Origin of the sequence: Sedimenticola selenatireducens, from assembly GCF_007625115.1 — a bacterium.
Lineage (GTDB): Bacteria > Pseudomonadota > Gammaproteobacteria > Chromatiales > Chromatiaceae > Sedimenticola > Sedimenticola selenatireducens_A.
This window is the reverse complement of the sequence record NZ_VMNH01000003.1, coordinates 157,489-178,241: the sequence shown is the minus strand read 5'-3', so window position 1 is coordinate 178,241 and position 20,753 is coordinate 157,489. Positions and strand designations below refer to the sequence as shown.

Sequence of the window (20,753 nt, the reverse complement as noted above, 5' to 3'; positions counted from 1 at the left end):
TTTTCGGGTGGCCGCCCTAGGACCGGCAAAACTTTAAGCCGTTTTCAGTTCTACTACCTTCCCCTTATTCAAACCCGTCAGCCTGAGTAATTCCTGCTCTATGCGGTTTGATGCCTTCGCTAGCCGTTCAGGTGTCTGCACCACATACCCGGCGGTGACATCACCACTCATCTTGTGATTGACCAAGGCTTTAATGGTGTAAACCGACATATCCAAACTTTCAGCAATTGAGATATAGGTACGGCGTAGATCATGCGGTGAAAACGGTATCTTGGTTGCCAACTTCACTATCTCAATACTCTTGCGTGGATCAGACATATAACCCGCTTTACCAAACGGCGCAGGGAACACCCAACCTGTTCGTTTTCTACCCCTTCGCGCTTTTAGTCGCTTTCCAATAAAGTCAGGCAGGGGAAGCGTGACCACTTCCCGGTTTTTAGTGTCTAGTAATCGGAATGTATTAGCGGTGAAATTGACCTCTTCCCAAGTGAGCTTTGCCGCCTCTTCTCTTCTTGTTCCGGTAAACAGAAGAAACAGCAAGTAGTCGCTTGAGACTTCGTTATTCAGGCCTTCAACCGCTTTGAACCATTTGTCCAATGACTCCCTAGGCACAACCCGCTTCTTTCTCGGTATCTTAAACCGGGTCTTGGTTTCCTTCAGGATATCAACCGGATTGCGGAGAAATAGGGTACTACCTTCACTATCCCGATACTTGGCCTGTGCATAGCGGTAAACCGCCCCCAATACCCGGATTGCATTATCCGCCCGGGCTTTACTTGCCTTGCCCCGCTGCTGGTATTTGGCTTGTACCATTCTGTCGGTGATGCTCTTTAAGGGCTTGTCCATCCAATCGTCAAAACTCTCTTTCATGACGAGCTTGTAATCTTTGATGGTTCCCGGCTTTAGATCACGTTCGGATAGATAGGAGTCAAACACTTGCTGCAAGGTAACAGTGAGTGCTTTTTTCTTCTGGCGTTTCTGAATGGGGTTTACATCGTTGGCAATATCAGCAAGGAGCTTTTTTGCTTGGGTCCGGGCTTGCTCCACCGTCATAGCCGGATATTTGCCGTTCTTAATGGCTATGCGTTTGGTGGTTCCGTTGACAGTGGCCCGCACATGGAATGACCGAGTACCCCTATCCGTGATAGTGAGTCCAAGGCTTGTCTGTTTGGTGTCGAGATAGTAGGCCCGCCCCTTGGCTGGTGCAGGCAAAACGTCAAGAATCTTTTTCGTAAAATTGAGCTTTTCGGCCATTGCTCAACCCTCCCTAAACTGACCACCTTTAATTACTGGTGCACATCTGGTGCACATTTGAGCAGTAATATTCGTGATTTTCCGTTAATCTGTATTATAGATGGTTATTATTATAACTTCATGTTTTTATTTGCAAATATCGGGTATTTTCAGGAATTTCAGTGACCCAGAAAAAGCCACTTAATGGGACTCATAATCCATTGGTCCTAGGTTCGAGTCCTAGTAGGCCCACCACAATCAAGCACTTATCGGAATCCGATAAGTGCTTTTTTATTGCATGGAAGCATTTATATACGCCTTCAGCCCACAACACCCTTTTTGTACTCCGCTCGTCACGGGTTCGCCTCCTGTCGCCAGCTCCGGTAACCTCAATTAAGTTTAATAACTTCTGCTTCAGCAGGATTTTTATGTAGCCAGGAAAGTTGGCGTTATAGCAAGGAATAGACCTCAGAAGATTTGTACGCAATAATTCTGTATATCCAGGAATAAGAATAAGCTTGGGGCTGGCGTCAAATACTAAAGGGAAATGGTTCCGTGTTAACTCAGTTTGCATTACCTCAATCACCAGCTATAATCACCGACAACAAAACCCGCCAAGGCTATGCTGCTTGCAGTACCCTCAAACCGGCGGGTTACTTATTTTCGGGGCAAAAAAGTGCAGTTCACTAAACCCCCAAAAAGCTTCCAGGAACAGATCGGAATCCTTGAATCCCGCGGCATGATCATTTCGGATCATGGAAGTGCCGCACATTATCTGAGTCATCTCAACTATTACCGCCTTAGGGGGTATTGGCTACCATTTGAGGCAGATCAGAAAGCGCATAGCTTCAAATCAGGTGTTACTTTTGATGATGTGCTTAATCTCTATATTTTTGATCGTGAGTTGCGCCTATTGGCCCTGGATGCCATTGAGCGCATAGAGGTGTCTCTGCGCACCCAGTGGGCTTATCATCTGGCTCGTTTGCATGGCCCTCATGCCTATCTTAATGCGGGGCTGAGCAAAAACCCAAGGTGGCATGCTAATAACCTATCTTCATTGATGAAAGAACTGGAAAGATCCGATGAGGTGTTTGTTAGTCACTATAACGAAACTTACAGTGTCCCTGAATCACCGCCAGTCTGGGCAGTATGCGAAGTGATGTCATTGGGATTGCTGTCGCGCTGGTATAAGAGCCTGCGCCCAGCCTCTACCCGCACAGCTATCGCCAGAACCTATGATTTGCCGGATCGGGTACTAGAAAGTTTCGTTGAACACATGGCTTATATCCGCAATATTTGCGCGCATCATAGTCGCTTATGGAATCGACGTATGACAAAAACGATGGAGCTCCCTCGCACGAAACCTAAGGGGCTGAGTGCGAACTTTGATCATCAGCAGGAAAGAAAACTCTATAACACACTGGTCATGATTGCTTACTTCATGGATATGATCAGTCCAGACCATCACTGGAAAAAACGTCTGTTTCATTTGCTTGAAGAACATAAGATAGATGCACGGGCAATGGGCTTTCCGACTGATTGGCAAAGCCGTTCAATATGGCAAAGCTAACTTATTCTAGTATCGGGCGTATCCACTGCTAGGGAATGCGAATTATGAGCCAACAATTTAAGGGTGCAGTTGGCACGGATGCCTTTATCCAGCGATGAGCCAATGGCACCGAGCGCTCGAATTATCAGGTGTTTCTCGGCGAATTGGCCGAACTTTTGGGGCCCGGTAGACCCATAGCCCAATTACTGCAAAACAGCTTGCACGCTGCTTTAAGCGCGGCCAAATTAAACGAGTGAAAGAACTACTGGCTGCCCTTGTCGCATTGGGTACGGTACATGAAATTGTTAATGATGGCTTTGTTTCAATTTAGCACAAGGATGTATGAAAAAAGTGGATAAGAAATCCCCAATAAAAAGAGCTGTTTTGCGAAACCCTGGGCAGTCGCTTGAAGAGCGTATTGACTACCTCATAAATGAAAAGGCCATGACTTACTTTATGATGGTCTTACTTATGTTTGTTTTAACGGGTTATGAGTGGTGGCGATTTATTTTTGATTCTCCCCCACAACCCTGGATTCTCACTGCACTATTGTTCATAGTAATCATTTATGTAATACCGAAAACACTGAAGATCATAAAGGAAGTCAGGAACCTACGGCAGGGTCTAGCAGGTGAAAGAGCGGTAGGCCAGTTTTTGGATGATTTGCGTGAACGGGGCTGGAAAGTAATTCATGATCTGGTTTTTGAAGGATACAACCTCGACCATGTATTAATAAGCCGTCATGGCGTATTTGTAGTAGAAACAAAGACCATGTCCAAGCCTGCAAAAGGCAAGCCGGAGATCTACTACGATGGGCAACAAATTATCATTGATGGATATAGGCCGGAGAAAAACCCCGTTACACAAGTACTTGCTGGTGCCGGATCATTACAAGAATTGATTCTGGAGTTAACGGGAAAAAAGTACTATGTACGGCCGGTCGTGTCTTACCCCGGGTGGTATGTGAATGCGAGCGCTGAAGCCCAAAAAGAAGTCTGGGTCTTAAGCACAAGAGCACTTCCTGGCTTCATCGGAAGACAAGGAGAGGTGCTAAGCAATGAAGATGTGGCTTCGCTGACAAAACATCTTCGAGATTACGTTCGAAACCAAAAAAATAAGGATCTGGATGCTTAGTGGCCTCCTTCTTCAGCGTTAAATGCATTCGCTCATGCGCCCGTTTTGCTGCGATTTTCCCGGTTGGATACGCTCAATGGCGATGCCCAGGTGCAACCACCAGACGTACAGCTGACTTAGACCAAAAAGCGCATTGGGTGAGGCAAAAGGCGCGCCGTTATCGGTATGGATGGCCTGCGGCAAGCCGAACTCCTTAAAGGTCCGCTCAAAGTGATCCGAGAGACATGGATACTCCATGACGTATTCCCACATAGGGCATCAATTTCTGATCGAGAAATTCTGAGGATATTTTGAAATGCAGAAGAATTAATTGATTAGGAGCGAGGCACCCTGTGCCAATAGGACGCAGCAAGGACACTTTCATAGGACTTGCCCAAACCCCATGAAGGTGAGAATATTTGAAATGCAAGTAGCTATAAACCCTCGGGTGACCGCTTTTCCCTGAAGCGAAACGAAGCCTCAAATAGTTTCGTTAGCCCCAAATCACCCGAGGTCGATATTCCCTGGATGGTGTTTTTGTTGTGTGGATGTGATGACGTTATTTATCACCTCCATTCGGCCGGTGGTTGCTGTCTATTATGTAGCGGTGCCGGGTGTACGCAATATCGATACAAGGAGCCTGTATGAATCAGATCAAACAAATAGCCATTACCCTTAGCACACTACTACTGATAGGCAGTCACGCCATGAGTTTTGCCGAGGAGTGTAATTACAACTGGATATTGGCTAACACGGATGGATCTAAAGCAACCAAGGAGCAATACATTGAAAAGGATCGCCGTGAAGCTGAGTGTAAAAAAAGGGTAACAGACCAAGCGAAGAAGGTCAGTAATGCAAGACAACGACTGAAAAACGAATTCAAGATTGACCCTTCTGGCATGACCGACGATGAAGCCATTGCACGCCTATCAGAAGAGCAGAATAACCGGCGTCAGGCAAAGGAAGAAGCGGAGGCTCGTCGACAAGAGGCCGCCGATGAAAAACGCATGAGCCAAATAGATCAGATGATGGATAAGCAGAACCAGATGCTGAAAGGATTAGGCGTAACGCTCGGCAGCATGGGCGCAGGAGGAGCATCTAACGACAGTGATATTGATCCAGCCGAACTGCAGCTATACCAACAGATGGTTAATAACGGTGTTGCCCCACAGTGCAAAGGCAAGCAAGGTGAGGCGCTTATTGAATGTGTCGATATCGCTGTTGATGGAAAGCAGTAGCGCAGACCGTGGCTTGTATTGGTAATGGGCTGAGCGCCTTAGTTGAAGTCGCTTCGGTTGCTACCGAAAAAACCGAACATGTGTTTCGTTGTGATACCAAAGGGGTAGCACTTGCACCGCTATTAGAAACACCCACACCTTTTAACTGGAGTGTAAACGGTATTCCAGGCGGTAATCATCTAATTGATCGGATTGTCGCAGACGATAAAGCAGGCGCAATCTACACTGCACCCGCGAGTAAACCCAGTAAATCAACCGTCGCTGTGAGCATTGAAATCAAACAGCAGACAGCCGGAAGACCCTGTTTGTTTCCAATATCACGCTGCTTGATGATCGCAAAACTTACTTGGGTAAAGTATTTATTTCGATAAGCAGCAGCGCTATCGTTACAAAGCAAGTGGTGAGATTGCCATGGTACAGAACTCTGCCGGAGGAAGGGGCTATACCTCTGCTGATGGCTGGCTTGAAGTGTTGTATCGGGTAGAAGAGTGCATACCTTTCATGGGCACATTACCGTTGATGGGTGAACTAGAGATGGACACACCTGACGATGGGCAACACCAGATTACGCTAGGCACAGATCCGTTCGAGATCACCTGCCATGACGCAAAGATACCGCAAGGTCTGTTGACGACCGTTCACCCCTGTGAAGCAGGAACAGGCGGACTTAACGATCGATCATTAAGTGGTGCAGCCCATTGTGATTCGTGAGCCTGTAAATAACTCGGTGTAACTGTCACGGGAATAATTTGTTATTGAGCCGCTAGTTATTAGCGATAGCAGATAATTTATCGACCCGCACACCAGGTTCAAGAAGATGTTCAAAATATAACTTTCGCTAACAAAGCGGCAGCAAATCAAATTGCGTATCTAACTACCATTACCCCAGCACACGTTTTTACAGCTATCCCATCCACAGGCGCTACCAAGTCTGCATCCTGCACCACCCAGTCAATCTTATCCCTTAACCAACCCTTCAAACTTATACCCCACACCATAAACGGACCTGATAAGCTCTGAATCACCCTGATACTGTGAAATCTTTTTTCGCAGGTTTTTCACATGGCTGTCGATGGTACGGTCGGTCACTATCCGGCCATCTTCATAAAGATTATCCATCAATTGTGACCGGGCGAAGATACGACCCGGCTGTTTAACCAACGTACTGAGCAGTCGAAATTCTACCGGGGTGAGATCCAGGGCCTTTCCTGCAACGGTCGCCAGCATCCGTTCAGCATCCAGTGTTATCACGTCACAGTCGTTCACCTTGGGCTGTTGACTACTGGCCAATGTACGAAAAAGTGCATTGACCCGAGCCATTACTTCGCGGGGACTGAACGGCTTGCAGATGTAATCATTAGCACCGATCTCCAATCCCAATATCCGATCAATCTCCTCCACCCGTGCCGTAATCATAATAATCGGAACATTGGAGAAACTTCGCAGCTCCTGACACACGGCTATACCATGCTTACCGGGCAACATCAGATCCAGTAAAATCAGATCAGGTTGTGATTGCCTTACCCACTCAACCACACCTTCACCACGATCCAGCCAGTAGGTGTTATAGCCATCATTATGAAGATAGTCCTGCAATAGGCGGGCAATCTTTACCTCGTCCTCAACTACAAGCACTGTACGCTTTGATTCAGCCGTACTCATATCTTCCTCGTTGACTGAATAGGTAACATCAGACTGACTTTCAGGCCACCCAGCGACGAGGCCTCAGCCGTCAGTCGCCCGCCATGGGCCTGTGCAATACTCTGCGCAATAGACAAACCCAGACCGGAGCCGCCGGAGTCACGATTACGCGAACCCTCCACCCGAAACAGGCGATCAAATAACTTTGGAAACAGTTCGGGCGACACCCCTGGCGCGCTATCTTCAAAATGGATCATCAAAGACGCACCCTCCTCACAATGCACATTAACCGCACCCCCTTCATCGGTATACCGCAGACTGTTCTCCAGCAAATTGGTAAACAGTTGGGTCAGCCGTTGCGGATCAGCAAACACCACCGCATCGCTTTCACAGTTCATTGTGAGGGTAATAGCCTTTTGACCCATGGAGAGGGTAAACCCCTCTGTCACTTGTCGTAAGAGTTTTACAGGATCAACAGGTGTTTTTTCGTAGCTGAGTGAGCCCATATCTGACAGAGAGAGCTGATAAAGATCCTCGACCAACCGCTGTAACTGTTTTACCTCAAGCGAGAGTGACTGTATGGATTCGCTATTGACTGGCCTAACGCCGTCCTCCATCGCCTCCAGCTCTCCCCGCAATACCGTTAATGGTGTGCGCAATTCATGGGAGATGTCAGCAATCCACTGACGCCGACTTTGCTGGTTGTGATCCAGCGTCTCTGCCAGGGTATTCAAATCAGCAGCGAGATCACCCAGTTCATCGCCTGTATTGACCTGGGCACGACTCTCAAACAGTCCGGAGGTTAATTGCCGGGCCATCTCTGCCAGTCTGGCTATGGGGCGATTGAACACTCTGGCCAGCAACAAAGCTGCAATGACCGCGATAACAAAAGAGAGCAGCGCAGTCAGTAGCAGGTTTTCAAGCTGTTTACTGGCAAACTGCCGCTCTATCTGGGTACGGAATGATTGATTGATTCGCAGCGTGAGATAGCCAACCACTTTTCCGCCCAGGGTTATCGGAAGCCGACGGTCTGTCGCTTCAGGCACAGGACCAACAACGGGCGCCAGCGCCTGATCCAGCAGACCTATCTGCTCTTGCATAAACCGGGATGACGGAGGACCTGGCTCATCTAAAAGATGGGGTGGTGGACGATCAAACTCCTGCGGCGGCCGTCTTCCCGGGTGACCCTGCGGACCTCTTCCCCTGGGTGGTGGGGGCGGTGCCAACTCAGACTCCGATAATAACCGATGCCACAAGAGTGGCTCTTGTTTCAGAAAGGTCCAGTCTCCCCGTTCCTGGTACAGCGCTCCCAGGGTCTGGCTAAAGCTGTCTAATCGTTTGAGTCTTACCTCTTCAATAAACTCATTGAAACCCTGCTGAAAACTGAATCGAGATACCCCCATGTTGATCGCCAAAATCAGCATGACCACCAGCAGAATGGAGAAAAACAGCTTATGCCAGATCTTGATACGGATGGGAAACATGCCTTGCACTATAACATCAGACTTGGGGAGTGTCGGGTGCTCCGTTGGAATCGAAAAGTCCTGGATGGTGAGAATCTGAGTTGATCACCATCCAGGGGTTTACAGCCAACCCGCTGTTCAATCCAACAGCCTTTTAGGCCTTGGCACTAAACATTTGAGTCTCGGAGCCAAACAACTCCTGAATTGAAAGGAGCAAACTGTTTTGATCCGCCTCTGAAACCCCTTCGGCATAATATTGATCCAACAGTTCGTAGAGTTCCATCATCACCTCTTCACTAAAATTGACACCACCCCCGGCACCCGGCCCCTGACCCGATGGTGGCCCTTGTACGCCCGCCAGATCCCCAACGGCTTTGGCATCAAAACCAGCAACTGCCATCGCATCAGCCAGCGCCTTTCCCGGCTGTATACCTGCATCCTGAAAGGTGGACACAATAGACTGGGCGTCTGACTCAGTCAGATTATCCACATCAAATTGACTCAGGGTATCACTGATCAGCTGCTTCTGATCATCTGACAATGAAGCACCGCCTTGCGGGCGGGGTGGTGGTGGCATTGCCATGCCTGTACTACCAATTGAATCGATCATCCTTTGTCTCCTGTCTCTCTCGTTATTTAACACTCAATATATTAAGTAACAAATGTGGAGACATTATGGAGTTTTAGCCCCCTTACTATTTCCATGATTTCTCCACACTCTCTCCCTATTGCCTGCATGTTTGAGCGCTACTGTTCTATTCCAGAGGGGCGACTAAAGACCGCTCCGCTGACAACCACATAAACCAGGAGATAATCGATGGTGATCAGGAAAACCATTGTGGCCACAATTGCCGCAATAACACTTACCAGCAGCGTCTATGCTATGGGACCAGGCAAAGATGGGCCATGTGGTGGTGGACCACCACCAGCCCCACCCAATATAGAACAGCTCACGAATAAGCTTGACCTGACTGAGGAGCAAGCCGCTTCTCTGAAGCAACTCTTTGATTCACAGAAAGAGCGACATCGGGAAAAGGGCAAAGAGCGTCGAAAGGCGCATGACCAGATGCACGAAAAGATCGCAAGCATCCTGACACCCAGCCAGATGGAAGCGTTCATAGCGATGAAACCTGCGGGTTGTCGGAAACAGTAAGCCACCGGCGCTCACTTTCCAGGCAGTGAGCGCCGCTGAAATTCACATACACAGGTTATTCGTAAAAGAGGGCATCATGAGCACACGACAAATAATCAAACAGCTCGTCACACCGCTTGTAATAACAGGCATGACAATATTGCCCTACGTATTAGCGGAAATGGTGCTGGCAAATCCAACAACACAAGAAGATGTTTCCGGCCTTTATAAAACGTTAACATTTGACATTGTAGAAAGTGCAGAGGCATTGGAAGCCCAGCGGTTTAACGGAAAAAAACAAGTAGCCTATGCCGCGTATCGCCTGGCGGTGATAGCCGCCAGCCAGGGGGACAAGGGCAAGGCATTCAAGCTCATTAGTGAGTCATTAATGCTCCAACCCGAAAACCTGAGCTATCTGGCTTACGCGGCAGATATGGCATTCAATCTGAAAAACTTCATGGTTGCAGAAAGATTGTTGTTAAAAATGATTTCCCTGGAGCAAAACAGTAACGCAGAACAAAATCAGGCCTTACCCACCTTACTGGATGACCTGGCACTGATTTATCAAAAACAAAACCGTCTTTCTGATTCAGTTTCACTTTTGACAGAGGTCATTGCACTTGAACAGATAAACAAGGGCGATACGCCTATCCCTGTTTTAGCACAGCGGTTACACCGGCTGGTCGAAATGAAAATGCAACTGGGCAACTACGGACAAGCATTAAAGCATCTCGATAAAATAGTTACTATTTACCAGGCAAATCCTGTGGAACACAGTCAGTCACTTGCAAAGGTGTTCCATAACATCGGTGAAATCAGAAGCTTGATGAATGATGTGACTGAAGCGAAAATTGCTTATAAAAAAGCCATTGAGTTATGGGATATGAAAACAGAGCAAGGTAAAAACGGTATTGATATGACCAGAAAAAGTTTAACGCGTCTAAAGGCTGTATCAATGGCACCTACCCAGAAGGGTATTGATTATTTCAGACAAACAGCGGACACGCCTCAAGACAAAACATCAAGTAGTACACTAAATTTGAATACCGAATCTAAAAACTCATGCTAACCGGTTAGCGTTTACCATAAAGCCAATTGATCACAATCCTGGCACGTACAGCGAAACCAGATAATTCAACCACTTTATATAAGGATGTAATACCCAATTAACTCTGCTTTAATGAGCATCATACGTGTACTTTAATGCATGTCCATCACTGCATGGATTACGCTAATAGTGCGTACAGCATCAATACATCAGTAACCGATATTTATGCAACTCCAATGGCCTGCCACTATGAGCCTTCTACGCCAACATCTAATCGACCCAGAGATCTGTATTCGCTGTAATACCTGCGAAGAGACTTGCCCCGTGGACGCCATCACTCACGATGACAATAATTACGTCGTTGATGCCGCAAAATGTGATTACTGCATGGATTGCATCTCACCCTGCCCGACGGGTTCTATTGATAACTGGCGTATGGTGACAGCCGGGTATTCCATTGAAGCGCAGTTTTCCTGGGGAGAACTGCCGGCTGAGATTGATCATGGCGATGCGGCATCGGTTGACTCACAACAACAGGAAGCCAACGAAGAAGACGCTAGCGAAATTCTAAAAGTAGCGCACTCGGGTGAAAGTGGAAAAGTACTCCCGCCTGCTTCTGCCGAACGACCTTATATCAACATATACAATCGCGATAAACCGATGACTGCCCGCGTAGCCGGTAATTTTAGACTGACTGATGACAATAGCGAATCGGATATCCGCCATGTAATTCTCGATTTTGGTGACAAAACCTTCCCCGTATTAGAAGGCCAGAGTATTGGTATTATTCCGCCCGGTGAAGATGAAAAAGGCCGCCCTCATTTGGTACGGCTTTATTCTGTCGCCAGTCCACGCGATGGTGAACGCCCAGGCGCAAACAACCTGGCGCTCACAGTGAAGCGCGTTGTTTTTCAAGAAGACGGGGAAACGGTAAGAGGTATCGGTTCAAACTATGTTTGTGATTTAAAGAAAGGTGATCAGGTACTTGTTACTGGACCATTTGGCGCAACCTTCTTGATGCCCAATACAACCAGCGCCAATCTTATTATGATTTGTACGGGCACAGGATCCGCGCCCTTTCGTGCCATGACAGAGTACCGAAGACGACACATGCCTGATGCAGGCGGAAAACTGCTCCTCTATTTCGGCGCAAGAACCCCAGGTGAATTACCCTATTTTGGGCCTCTCAATAAACTCAGCGATCGGTTTATTGATAAACAGTTGGTATTTTCCAGACTACCGGATAACCCCAAAGAGTACGTGCAGAACCGGATGATTAACCAAGCTGATAAACTCGCAGCACTCCTAAATTCACAAGATACCTATATCTATATTTGCGGTCTAAAAGAGATGGAAAAAGGCGTAGAAGAGGCTTTTGAAAAAATCTGTGCTGATAACAATCTAAGTTGGACTGAAACAAAAATAACAATGAAAAGTAGCGGCCGCTATCACGTCGAGACGTACTAACGCATTACCAATCGATGTGATCGTCCGCTGTTTAGTTAAAAACTCCTGCTCTGCCCAATTCAATACTGTCTGGTTGTTAAGGTAGAGAGGGCTCCCTGCTGGAATATATTCCATAATTGCCGCGGCATAGCGATCAAAGGGATTGGCTAGTTTACGTATATCTTTCATTTGCCCCTTCGAAAGATCATGACTGTTCTTCCGAATACTGAAAGGTACGGATAGTCAGTTCCAAACAGTATCTTATGATAAACATCTGTCTGCTGGAAAGATGACACAGTGCCCGTGCCCGTAGCAGTGCAAGAATGGCTGAGATATCGGCATAGATATTTGGATGATCGTTGAGTTTATACAAGAAAATAAAGTAATCATCATCAAAGTAGGCAGGCTTCTTTGAAAAATTCCGCCAGAATTTTAGTTTGTACTCAAAGCGACCCAGCCCCATATGAGCCGCAATGACAGCAACACCGCATGCCAACGGAAGATCCAGCATATTGGTATTTTCATAATCACGGAACTGTAAATCATACAGCCAATATCTAGGTGATCGACGGGCCAGGCAAAATGATGGCCTTTCTTTCCCACGACTCCGGCTGAAAGCTTGATAAATACCCTTATCCTGCCAACAGATTAATGCCTCTGGATTGTCATGATTCAGCATTGGGTTATAGTTAGCAAATAGCGCACAAAAAAGAGGACTTGTTGTTGAAAGAGAAAACGACAAAAAAAAGATCCCGCCCTAATGGCCGGCAGGCAACAGCAGAAGATCTGAATGCCTTACTACCGTACATGAATAATGGGCCACCGCGGCGTGACCTCTTGATTGAATATCTGCATCGCATCCAGGATGATCGTGGTTATCTTGGTAGTGGACTCCTGACCGCATTGGCCGAAGCACTGAAACTCTCAACGGGTGAAGTCTATGAGGTAGCCAGTTTTTATCACCATTTCGATATTGTTAAAGATGGCGATACACCCCCACCGACGCTAACTATACGAGTATGCGACTCTATCAGTTGTAACATGGCTGGCGCAGAGAAGCTGATCGAGGAACTGCAAGCAGGTCTGGGGTCAACTGTACGCATACAACGCGTTCCCTGTGTTGGTCGCTGCGAAACGGCCCCGGTTGCCGTTGTGGGTACTAAGCCGATCCCGTTTGCCCAATCCAGTCGTATCTACCGAACAATTGATCAGGGATCATATAATGACCTGATTCCACATACCGCACTCGCCTATACAACCTACCTTAAACTCGGAGGCTATCAGCAACTTAAAACGCTTGTTGAAGCTGATGACGAAACGACCCGTGAGAAAATAATCACCACATTGGAAAACGCCAATCTGCGAGGACTTGGCGGGGCTGGTTTTCCTACTGGGAGAAAATGGCGTATCGTGCGCAGCTTTGCTGGACCCCGCCTGATGGCAGTAAACATTGACGAAGGCGAGCCGGGGACATTCAAAGATCGTTATTATCTGGAACGCAACCCGCACCGTTTTTTGGAAGGGATGTTAATTGCTTCCCACGTAGTCGGCATTGCGACAATCTACATCTATCTGCGTGATGAATACGCCGGCATTCGAGCATTACTACAGCAAGAAATTGCAGCATTAATTAAAGATCCTCCCTGCCCATTACCGAACATCGAACTGCGTCGTGGGGCGGGTGCCTATATCTGCGGCGAAGAGTCCGCAATGATTGAATCAATTGAAGGCAAGCGAGGAGTCCCCCGCTTACGTCCGCCCTACATTGCAGAAAAGGGGCTGTTTGGTCTGCCCACATTAGCGCACAACATGGAAACCCTCTACTGGGTCTGTGAGCTACTGGAGAAGGGCGCCAATTGGTTCAGCGCACATCGTCGGAATGGCCGTCACGGCCTACGCAGCTTTTCGGTTAGCGGTCGAGTGAAACTTCCCGGCATGTATCTCGCACCGGCTGGCATCACGCTACGTGAACTGGTTGATGAATACTGTGAGGGCATGGCAGAGGGTCATACACTCAAGGCCTACTTTCCCGGTGGTGCATCAGGTGGCATTCTGCCGGCCACATTAAGTGATATTCCACTCGATTTTGATACCCTGAATGAGTATGGCTGTTTCATTGGTTCAGCGGCCATCATCGTGCTATCTGACCAGGACAGTGTTCGAGAGCAAGCGCTAAATGCCATGAAATTCTTTGCCCATGAATCCTGTGGTCAATGCACTCCCTGTCGTGTTGGCACAAAAAAAGCGGCGATGTTAATGAATGAGAAAAAATGGGATCAAGCATTATTGGAGGAGCTCTGCCAGGTAATGGGTGATGCCTCTATCTGTGGACTCGGCCAGGCCGCTCCTAATCCACTCCGATGTGCGATGAAGTATTTCCCGGAGGAGTTTGGATAATGACCCAGTCACAACACCCCAATGCAACAGCAGTCTCCTTCACGTTGAATGGTGTAACCGTCACAGCACAAGCGGACGAGAGCATTCTTCAGGTGGCACAAAGGCAAGGCATCGAGATTCCTCATCTCTGTTACACAGAGACTCTGCGTGCTGATGGCAATTGCCGCGCCTGTGTGGTGGAGATTGAGGGTGAGCGGATACTCGCGCCTTCCTGTTGCCGTTATCCCTCTGAAGGGATGTCAGTTACCAGCCATTCCAAACGCGCAATGACCGCGCAAAAAATGGTGCTGGAACTACTGCAGTCCGATGCGCCTAAAACAAATCAATTGACACCCCATAGTGAGCTTAAACACTGGTGTGAAAAACTCGCTGTAACCGAGTGCCGTTTTCCAGAACGCCAGCAACCCGCGAAAGATTGTTCTCACCCTGCAATAACCACCAGTCTGGATGCCTGTATTCAGTGTGGGCGTTGCCTGCGTGCCTGCCGGGAAGAACAGGCCAACGATGTCATCGGTTTTGCTGGACGGGGCAGTGAAGTGCAGATCATCTTTGATATGGCTGACCCTATGGGGCTCTCCAGCTGTGTCGCTTGTGGTGAATGCGTGCAAGCCTGTCCGACTGGCGCAATCATGCCGGCTGGTGATGTCGGTAATCAGCTTGCTGACAAACAGGTTCACTCCGTCTGCCCTTACTGCGGTGTCGGCTGTCAACTGACCTATCACGTTAAAGACAACAGCATTCTTTTTGTCGAAGGGCGTAATGGACCGGCCAATCATAATCGTCTCTGCGTCAAGGGACGCTATGGATTTGATTATGTCACCCATCGCCAGCGTCTCACCAAACCGCTCATCCGCAGAAGTGATGCACCGAAGCACATCGAGATGGATATGGATTATAACAATCCATTACGGGATTTTCGGGAAGCAAGCTGGGAAGAGGCTCTGGAATTTGCGACCAAAGGACTCAAGAAGATTCACAAAAAACAGGGACCGAATGGCTTAGCCGGTTTCGGATCCGCCAAAGGATCAAACGAAGAGGCCTACCTGTTTCAAAAGCTGATCAGAACCGCGTTCAATACAAACAATGTTGATCACTGCACACGACTCTGTCACGCCTCATCTGTCGCCGCACTGTTGCAGATGATTGGGTCTGGCGCAGTTTCAAATCCCGTAGCCGATGTAGCAGACGCTGAGGTGATAGTGCTCATCGGTTCCAACCCCACATCCAATCATCCGGTTGCGGCTACGTTCTTTAAAAATGCAGCCCGTGATGGGAAGACGTTAATCGTGATGGATCCACGTAAAACGGATATCGCCCGCTATGCCGATCATGTGTTGCAGTTCAATCCTGACACTGATGTGGCAATGTTGAATGCCATCATGCATGCCATTATCCAACTCGATCTGGTTGATCATAACTTTATCGAGCAACGCACTGAAGGTTACACCACACTTAAAAAGCATCTGCAGGATTACACCCCTGAACGCATGGCGCCTATCTGTGGTATACCCGCTGAAACACTTTATGAGGTGGCACGCATCTACGCCAGCGCCAAAGGTTCCATGATCTTCTGGGGCATGGGTGTTTCCCAGCATATTCACGGCACTGACAATGCACGTTGCCTGATCAATTTGGCATTGATCACCGGACAGATCGGACGGCCGGGTTGTGGGTTGCATCCCCTGCGTGGACAAAACAATGTACAGGGTGCATCAGACGTTGGCCTCATTCCCATGGTCTACCCAGACTATCAGCGAGTCGATAATGCAGAAATACGTAAAAAGTTTGAAGCACTCTGGCAGACAACGCTTGATCCAAATCCTGGCCTGACCGTGGTTGAAATCATGCATGCGATCCATGATGGGAATATACAGGGGATGTACATCATGGGTGAGAATCCCGCCATGTCGGACCCCAACTTGAACCACGCCCGCACGGCACTCGCTTCACTGAAACATCTGGTGGTGCAAGATATCTTTATGACGGAGACAGCCCATTACGCGGATGTAATTCTGCCCGCCTCAGCTTTCCCTGAAAAAACGGGCACCTTCACCAATACAGACCGACGAGTACAGATGGGGCGACAAGCAATCGACTCACCCGGTGAGGCGCGGCAGGATCTGGACATCCTTCTGGCAATGGCCAAAGGACTCGGCCTGCAGTGGAATTACACAGGACCGAGGGATGTCTTCAATGAGATGCGCCAAGTAATGCCTAGCATTGCAGGCATCACTTGGGAACGCCTTGAGGCCGAGAGTGCGGTCACCTATCCCTGCAGCCATGAAGGTGATTCTGGTGAGTCTGTTATATTCCAGGAGCAGTTCCCACGCGCAGGGGGTAAAGCCGCTCTCATTCCCGCTGCTTTCAGTCATGCGGACGAGCTACCTGATGATGACTACCCCTATATTCTAATCACCGGCAGACAACTCGAACATTGGCATACGGGCGCCATGACACGTCGAGCCAGCGTTCTAAACAGCCTGGAACCCGAAGCTGTAGCGATGGTGCATCCTGATCTACTCGAACAGATTGGCCTACATGCAGGCGAATCGATCCGTATACGCTCACGCCGCGGCGAGGTGGTGACAGGGACACGCAGTGACCGTGGGCTGAATCCTGGACAGATTTTCCTGCCTTTCTGTTATTACGAGGCGGCAGCCAATATGCTAACCAATGATGCGCTGGACCCAGACGGGAAGATTCCTGAATTTAAATTTTGCGCCATTAAAATTGAACAAGCCTGATCTGACAACTTAATAGATTTACGATCATGCACTATGGTCACGTCGAAACTGATCAATAGCCGTCACTTTGGGATTGGTTGTAATGACCTTTGTAATCTGAACATCACTGCGTCGACGGTCAGCACTTCTATTCGTGCTCTCTTTACTGCGATTACGTTGCATGAACTGCCGAGCAAAAACCGGCTCATTGTGTAGGCGCTGCCCCTTGAAATGAGATATCAGCCATGAACCTGCCTGATCTGGAGAGACAGAGACTAATCCATGATACTCGACCAAGCCCTCACCGTCCCTGAACTGAAGTACATCACAAGTTTCGATTGCTGGGCGCGCAGTAAAAGGAAAGTGAAATTTTTTATCCAGCAAGCCAGCAACCAGACCCTCAAGCTCCCGGGTAGTTGTGGTCTTCGGCACCCTGGGTATAAATATCTTCATTTAACGGCCTCTTGATTAACAAAAGTATAGTTTATAAGGGGAGAAGTCATTCGCATCAACCGCTCCCTGCACTATACTTTCGGTTAGCACACCTACCAATAAAACAGATATAGGACAGAATGGTACTTATGGCTACTCCCATTATTAAAGATGATCCGTTGTATCGATTACTGCGTGATGGACAAGTTGATCAGTTTAACCAGCAACATCAACCCGGCTCACCTTGTGACTTGCGTGGTGTTGATCTACGGGCCCTGGATTTGCGTAAGCTCGATCCCCGAAACCTTGATCTGAGAGACTGCTATCTTCGCCAGGCCGATCTTCGCGGTCTTGATCTCTCGGAGACTAATCTGGAAGGTGCCAGCATCAGTGGCGCGAAGATCTCTGGCACTCTGTTTCCAAAACAGTTAAGCGCCGATGAGATCAACCTTTCACTGGTTCACGGAACCCGGATGCGTTATCGGTAATAAGTCTCCCTAGGGAGTATTAATCAGGATGCGGGCATGGGTTGCGTAGGCAATCGGGTTATGGCTTGTTTCAGGATAACTCCGCCTGAGTGCCTGTCTAGCCTGATTTTTCTGCGATTCACTGCCACGCTTCAAGGTCAGTTCAATCAACAAGGCGGCGGGTGATGGCATCGGGCCATCTGCGATTGCGCTTTCTGCTAAAAAACCGGGGATCAATGTGTCATCGCTATTGACCCAGCCTGGGTCGCGATAAAAGCGCGCCCAAGCTTGTGCAATCAATAGTTGCACCTGCTTGCCGGTTTCACTTTTTTCATTCTGCAGACTGTCCCAGTCATCCAGCCCTGTTGCCACATAGGCATAATCCTCCAGTGCGGCGCCCCCTATGGGACCAGAATTACCACGTGCCCTCATTAATGTTTCACCATCCCATAACTGGGAGATCAAGAACCCTCTGAGCGCTGTGGCGGCCTCAAGATAGCGGGGCTCTTGAAGCAAGCCTCCCGCCTCTACCAGAGCTGATAACAACAAACCATTCCAAGCCGCCAGCTGCTTGCCATCACGGGGATGCGCCCTCACCAGCCGATCTGCCATCAGCTTATCACGGACCTTTTGCTCCAAAGCGGTCAACTCTGAGGCTGCGCGCTTAAAGAGTGGAGCAAGGGACTCCAGTGACTGATGATCGACTGGCAGAAAGCCTCCTTCGGTCTCTGGAGTGCCATCAAGACGCCAGCGCTTTACTGCAAAGACATACTCATCATCCGTCAAGAGGGTACGCAGTTGATCATCCCGCCAGAGATAACCACCCCCCTCCACATCCTGGCTATCTATCGCTGAAAGGCTGGCGATATAGCCTCCATCACCACCAGAAAGTGTTTTGAGGGTGAAATCCAGTGTATCCCTGGCAACTTGCAGATAATCAGGACGATTCAGGACTTGTGCGGCCTGCAAATAGAGTCGAGCGAGCAGCGCCTGGTTGTAAAGCATCTTTTCATAATGGGGAATCTGCCAGCCAGGATCGACGGTATAACGAAAAAATCCACCCGCCAGATGATCCCGCATCCCCTGTGTCGCCATACGATCAAGTGTCAGCTCAAGCAGGCCGGCTAACAGCGCATCCGGTTCACGCGCCTGAGCATCGAGCAACGCCATCCACTGGGGTACCATCGGGAATCGATTGCCGTTGCCGAACCCCCCTTCCATCTCATTGCCCATGGCCAACGCCATGGTGACTAATCCGGCATGCAGATGACGAGTATCAATCAGTATTGGTTCCTGTGCGGTTGATTGCGCACTACTCGTCAACTCGATAGAGGCCAGGCGTGCTGTATCACTCAACTGCTGGTGATGCCCACTCCATGTCACTTCCAGTTTTACCAAGAGTTTCTGGAATGTGTCCGCAGGAGAATAGGTCAATCCATACAGGGGATAGCCTTCCGGAGTGAGGAACACATTCAGTGGCCATCCGGCATGGCCGCGTGTACGTTGGACAAAATCAATCAGATGGGCATCCAGCGCAGGCAACAGTTCACGATCCACCTTCACCGGGATAAAGTGCCGGTTCAGCAAGACGGCTATCTCTGGGTTCTGATAACTCTCACGTTGCATGACATGACACCAGTGACAGGCAAAGTAACCACTGGAGATAAACACCAGCTTACCTTCACGTTTGGCTCGCGCCATCACATTAGGCCCCCACTCCTGCCAAGCTACAGGGTCATTACCATGCAGCGCCAGATAGGGGGATGGGTGATTGGTGAGGTGATTGCTCAGTGCATTACTGGCAAGCAGCGGTGGCGAGAGTAGCAGCACCAAAAACAGCAGCGGCGTTTTGAACATAATGCTCCTCTTGCGGATTTCGAACTCTTCTCTCTAAGTAAGAATGAACGACTGAGATAATGATTGTTTATCACATGACTGATTCATGAAACATGATCAAGCATTGAAGAGTAAGACCGTTATATCTGGAAATGGTTTTACATTTTTCTTGGGGAGATTACCGCTACTTAAAATTTGCCTATGGGCACAAAATATGTGCCCACGCTGCACACTGACCTGTTTTAAATAACGGACGCCTTTCTTGCGGTCTTATAGGAAATATAGGCATTGACAAGCAAAGCCATTAGAATTAGCCAAAATACTAAATCTGATGAGCCAGAATCAGATTGAGCGGCGTTCTTTGACTCGCTGTATTCTTTTGCGTCTTCATAAATGCGGGCATAGTCAATAGTATCTTTTTCGTCTAACTCAGCGAATATTCTGTACTGGTTGACATAAGCTTGATCATATCTTTTATAGGGTAAAACTCTAGTTTCATACAATTCTTTAGCCTTATCCTTTTCCCCATTATTAAAGTACACATGAGCAACTGTATCGAGGTAAGAAGGATTGTTCGATTGCTCCAACAATTCCGTATAAAACGCGTAATCTTGTATATATTTTTCGTTCTTAACCATATCCCATAAATAGCTGTTGATTTTTTTCAGATCGTCTTGCTGAACGCCACCTGAACTATCACTTGTTACGATATTTGCAGCGGCACTGCTAAAAAAACCAGACAAAAAGCCTGCATGTAAGGGAAAAGACAGGACCATAAACGCACAAAGTAGAGCAAGTTTTTTCATTTTATTATTCCTCTATGTACAAAGATAATTTTTATCTGGTTGTTATGGATCACACTATTGGCTTCACGCAGTTCGGCATGACGCCTATGTATCTGATTAACCGGGCCGAGCTTATAAATACCTCATAAAATCACACCAATACGCCCAAACCTGCTCGGATGGATGAGAAGCGCACGCTGAATCTTTCACGGCAATGAATTTTGCCGTCACTATTTGCTATAGGGGAATT

19 protein-coding genes and 1 pseudogene are annotated in these 20,753 nt (G+C 48.3%); 11 read left to right on the top strand and 9 right to left on the bottom strand.

Annotation, left to right across the window (positions count from 1 at the left end; genetic code table 11):
* Positions 1-33: 33 nt before the first annotated feature.
* On the bottom strand, positions 34-1,254 hold the full coding sequence (locus FHP88_RS01915; protein WP_144357292.1) for a tyrosine-type recombinase/integrase: 1,221 nt from the start codon (positions 1,252-1,254) through the stop codon (positions 34-36).
* A gap of 655 nt (positions 1,255-1,909) precedes the next feature.
* Here FHP88_RS01915 and FHP88_RS01910 point away from each other — a divergent pair.
* Both FHP88_RS01910 and FHP88_RS01905 read left to right on the top strand, forming a co-directional pair.
* The gene (locus FHP88_RS01910) at positions 1,910-2,803 is read left to right on the top strand and encodes an Abi family protein (RefSeq protein ID WP_260843131.1); all 894 of its coding nucleotides are present in this window, start codon (positions 1,910-1,912) and stop codon (positions 2,801-2,803) included.
* A gap of 321 nt (positions 2,804-3,124) precedes the next feature.
* A complete protein-coding gene (locus FHP88_RS01905) occupies positions 3,125-3,916 on the top strand; it encodes a nuclease-related domain-containing protein (protein ID WP_144357290.1) in 792 nt (263 codons plus the stop codon).
* A 1-nt stretch (position 3,917) separates the two neighbouring features.
* Here the strand turns inward: FHP88_RS01905 and FHP88_RS01900 are convergent.
* Positions 3,918-4,108, bottom strand: a pseudogene (locus tag FHP88_RS01900) (integrase core domain-containing protein); the annotation flags it as partial.
* A gap of 431 nt (positions 4,109-4,539) precedes the next feature.
* On the opposite strand from FHP88_RS01900, the gene FHP88_RS01895 reads away from it, so the two are divergent.
* From FHP88_RS01895 to FHP88_RS01885, 3 genes are read left to right on the top strand one after another with little or no spacing between them, the layout of a single operon-like run.
* Entirely contained in the window at positions 4,540-5,133 is a 594-nt protein-coding gene (locus FHP88_RS01895) for a hypothetical protein (protein WP_144357289.1), read from the top strand.
* A gap of 8 nt (positions 5,134-5,141) precedes the next feature.
* Positions 5,142-5,504 carry a hypothetical protein gene (locus FHP88_RS01890; protein ID WP_144357288.1) on the top strand — a complete coding sequence of 121 codons (363 nt, stop codon included), beginning with the start codon at positions 5,142-5,144 and terminating at the stop codon, positions 5,502-5,504.
* A gap of 40 nt (positions 5,505-5,544) precedes the next feature.
* Positions 5,545-5,844 carry a hypothetical protein gene (locus FHP88_RS01885; RefSeq protein ID WP_144357287.1) on the top strand — a complete coding sequence of 100 codons (300 nt, stop codon included), beginning with the start codon at positions 5,545-5,547 and terminating at the stop codon, positions 5,842-5,844.
* A gap of 246 nt (positions 5,845-6,090) precedes the next feature.
* On the opposite strand, the gene FHP88_RS01880 is transcribed toward FHP88_RS01885, so the two are convergent.
* The 3 genes from FHP88_RS01880 to FHP88_RS01870 form a co-directional block, all read right to left on the bottom strand.
* Entirely contained in the window at positions 6,091-6,795 is a 705-nt protein-coding gene (locus FHP88_RS01880; protein ID WP_144357286.1) for a response regulator, read from the bottom strand.
* The gene (locus tag FHP88_RS01875) at positions 6,792-8,258 is read right to left on the bottom strand and encodes an ATP-binding protein (RefSeq protein WP_144357285.1); all 1,467 of its coding nucleotides are present in this window, start codon (positions 8,256-8,258) and stop codon (positions 6,792-6,794) included. Before FHP88_RS01875 ends, FHP88_RS01880 begins: the two co-directional genes overlap by 4 nt.
* A 133-nt stretch (positions 8,259-8,391) precedes the next feature.
* Complete coding sequence (locus FHP88_RS01870; protein WP_144357284.1) at positions 8,392-8,847, bottom strand: hypothetical protein; 456 nt, start codon at positions 8,845-8,847, stop codon at positions 8,392-8,394.
* Between the two features lie 207 nt (positions 8,848-9,054).
* On the opposite strand from FHP88_RS01870, the gene FHP88_RS01865 reads away from it, so the two are divergent.
* The 3 genes from FHP88_RS01865 (at position 9,055) to boxA (ending at position 11,884) form a co-directional block, all read left to right on the top strand.
* Positions 9,055-9,390: a hypothetical protein gene (locus FHP88_RS01865; RefSeq protein ID WP_144357283.1), complete on the top strand. Its 336-nt coding sequence runs from the start codon at positions 9,055-9,057 to the stop codon at positions 9,388-9,390.
* A gap of 76 nt (positions 9,391-9,466) precedes the next feature.
* Positions 9,467-10,438, top strand: a complete 972-nt coding sequence (locus FHP88_RS01860) for a tetratricopeptide repeat protein (RefSeq protein ID WP_144357282.1) — start codon at positions 9,467-9,469, stop codon at positions 10,436-10,438.
* A 228-nt stretch (positions 10,439-10,666) separates the two neighbouring features.
* On the top strand, positions 10,667-11,884 hold the full coding sequence (boxA, locus tag FHP88_RS01855) for a benzoyl-CoA 2,3-epoxidase subunit BoxA (RefSeq protein WP_144357281.1): 1,218 nt from the start codon (positions 10,667-10,669) through the stop codon (positions 11,882-11,884).
* Positions 11,885-12,068: 184 nt separating this feature from the next.
* Here boxA and FHP88_RS01850 read toward each other — a convergent pair whose 3' ends face one another.
* Positions 12,069-12,605, bottom strand: a complete 537-nt coding sequence (locus FHP88_RS01850; RefSeq protein ID WP_144357280.1) for a hypothetical protein — start codon at positions 12,603-12,605, stop codon at positions 12,069-12,071.
* On the opposite strand from FHP88_RS01850, the gene FHP88_RS01845 reads away from it, so the two are divergent.
* Together FHP88_RS01845 and fdhF are read left to right on the top strand one after the other, a co-directional pair.
* The gene (locus tag FHP88_RS01845) at positions 12,587-14,260 is read left to right on the top strand and encodes an NADH-ubiquinone oxidoreductase-F iron-sulfur binding region domain-containing protein (RefSeq protein WP_260843130.1); all 1,674 of its coding nucleotides are present in this window, start codon (positions 12,587-12,589) and stop codon (positions 14,258-14,260) included. The two genes, FHP88_RS01850 and FHP88_RS01845, sit on opposite strands and share 19 nt — an antisense overlap.
* Positions 14,260-17,004, top strand: a complete 2,745-nt coding sequence (gene fdhF, locus FHP88_RS01840; protein WP_144357279.1) for a formate dehydrogenase subunit alpha — start codon at positions 14,260-14,262, stop codon at positions 17,002-17,004. The genes FHP88_RS01845 and fdhF overlap by 1 nt, the downstream gene beginning before the upstream one ends.
* 24 nt (positions 17,005-17,028) lie before the next feature.
* On the opposite strand, the gene FHP88_RS01835 is transcribed toward fdhF, so the two are convergent.
* On the bottom strand, positions 17,029-17,436 hold the full coding sequence (locus tag FHP88_RS01835) for a hypothetical protein (protein ID WP_144357278.1): 408 nt from the start codon (positions 17,434-17,436) through the stop codon (positions 17,029-17,031).
* Positions 17,437-17,564: 128 nt separating this feature from the next.
* On the opposite strand from FHP88_RS01835, the gene FHP88_RS01830 reads away from it, so the two are divergent.
* The gene (locus FHP88_RS01830) at positions 17,565-17,903 is read left to right on the top strand and encodes a pentapeptide repeat-containing protein (RefSeq protein ID WP_144357277.1); all 339 of its coding nucleotides are present in this window, start codon (positions 17,565-17,567) and stop codon (positions 17,901-17,903) included.
* Positions 17,904-17,912: 9 nt separating this feature from the next.
* Here FHP88_RS01830 and FHP88_RS01825 read toward each other — a convergent pair whose 3' ends face one another.
* Positions 17,913-19,739: a thioredoxin domain-containing protein gene (locus tag FHP88_RS01825; protein ID WP_144357276.1), complete on the bottom strand. Its 1,827-nt coding sequence runs from the start codon at positions 19,737-19,739 to the stop codon at positions 17,913-17,915.
* Between the two features lie 221 nt (positions 19,740-19,960).
* Positions 19,961-20,524: a hypothetical protein gene (locus FHP88_RS01820; protein ID WP_144357275.1), complete on the bottom strand. Its 564-nt coding sequence runs from the start codon at positions 20,522-20,524 to the stop codon at positions 19,961-19,963.
* Positions 20,525-20,753 lie beyond the last annotated feature (229 nt).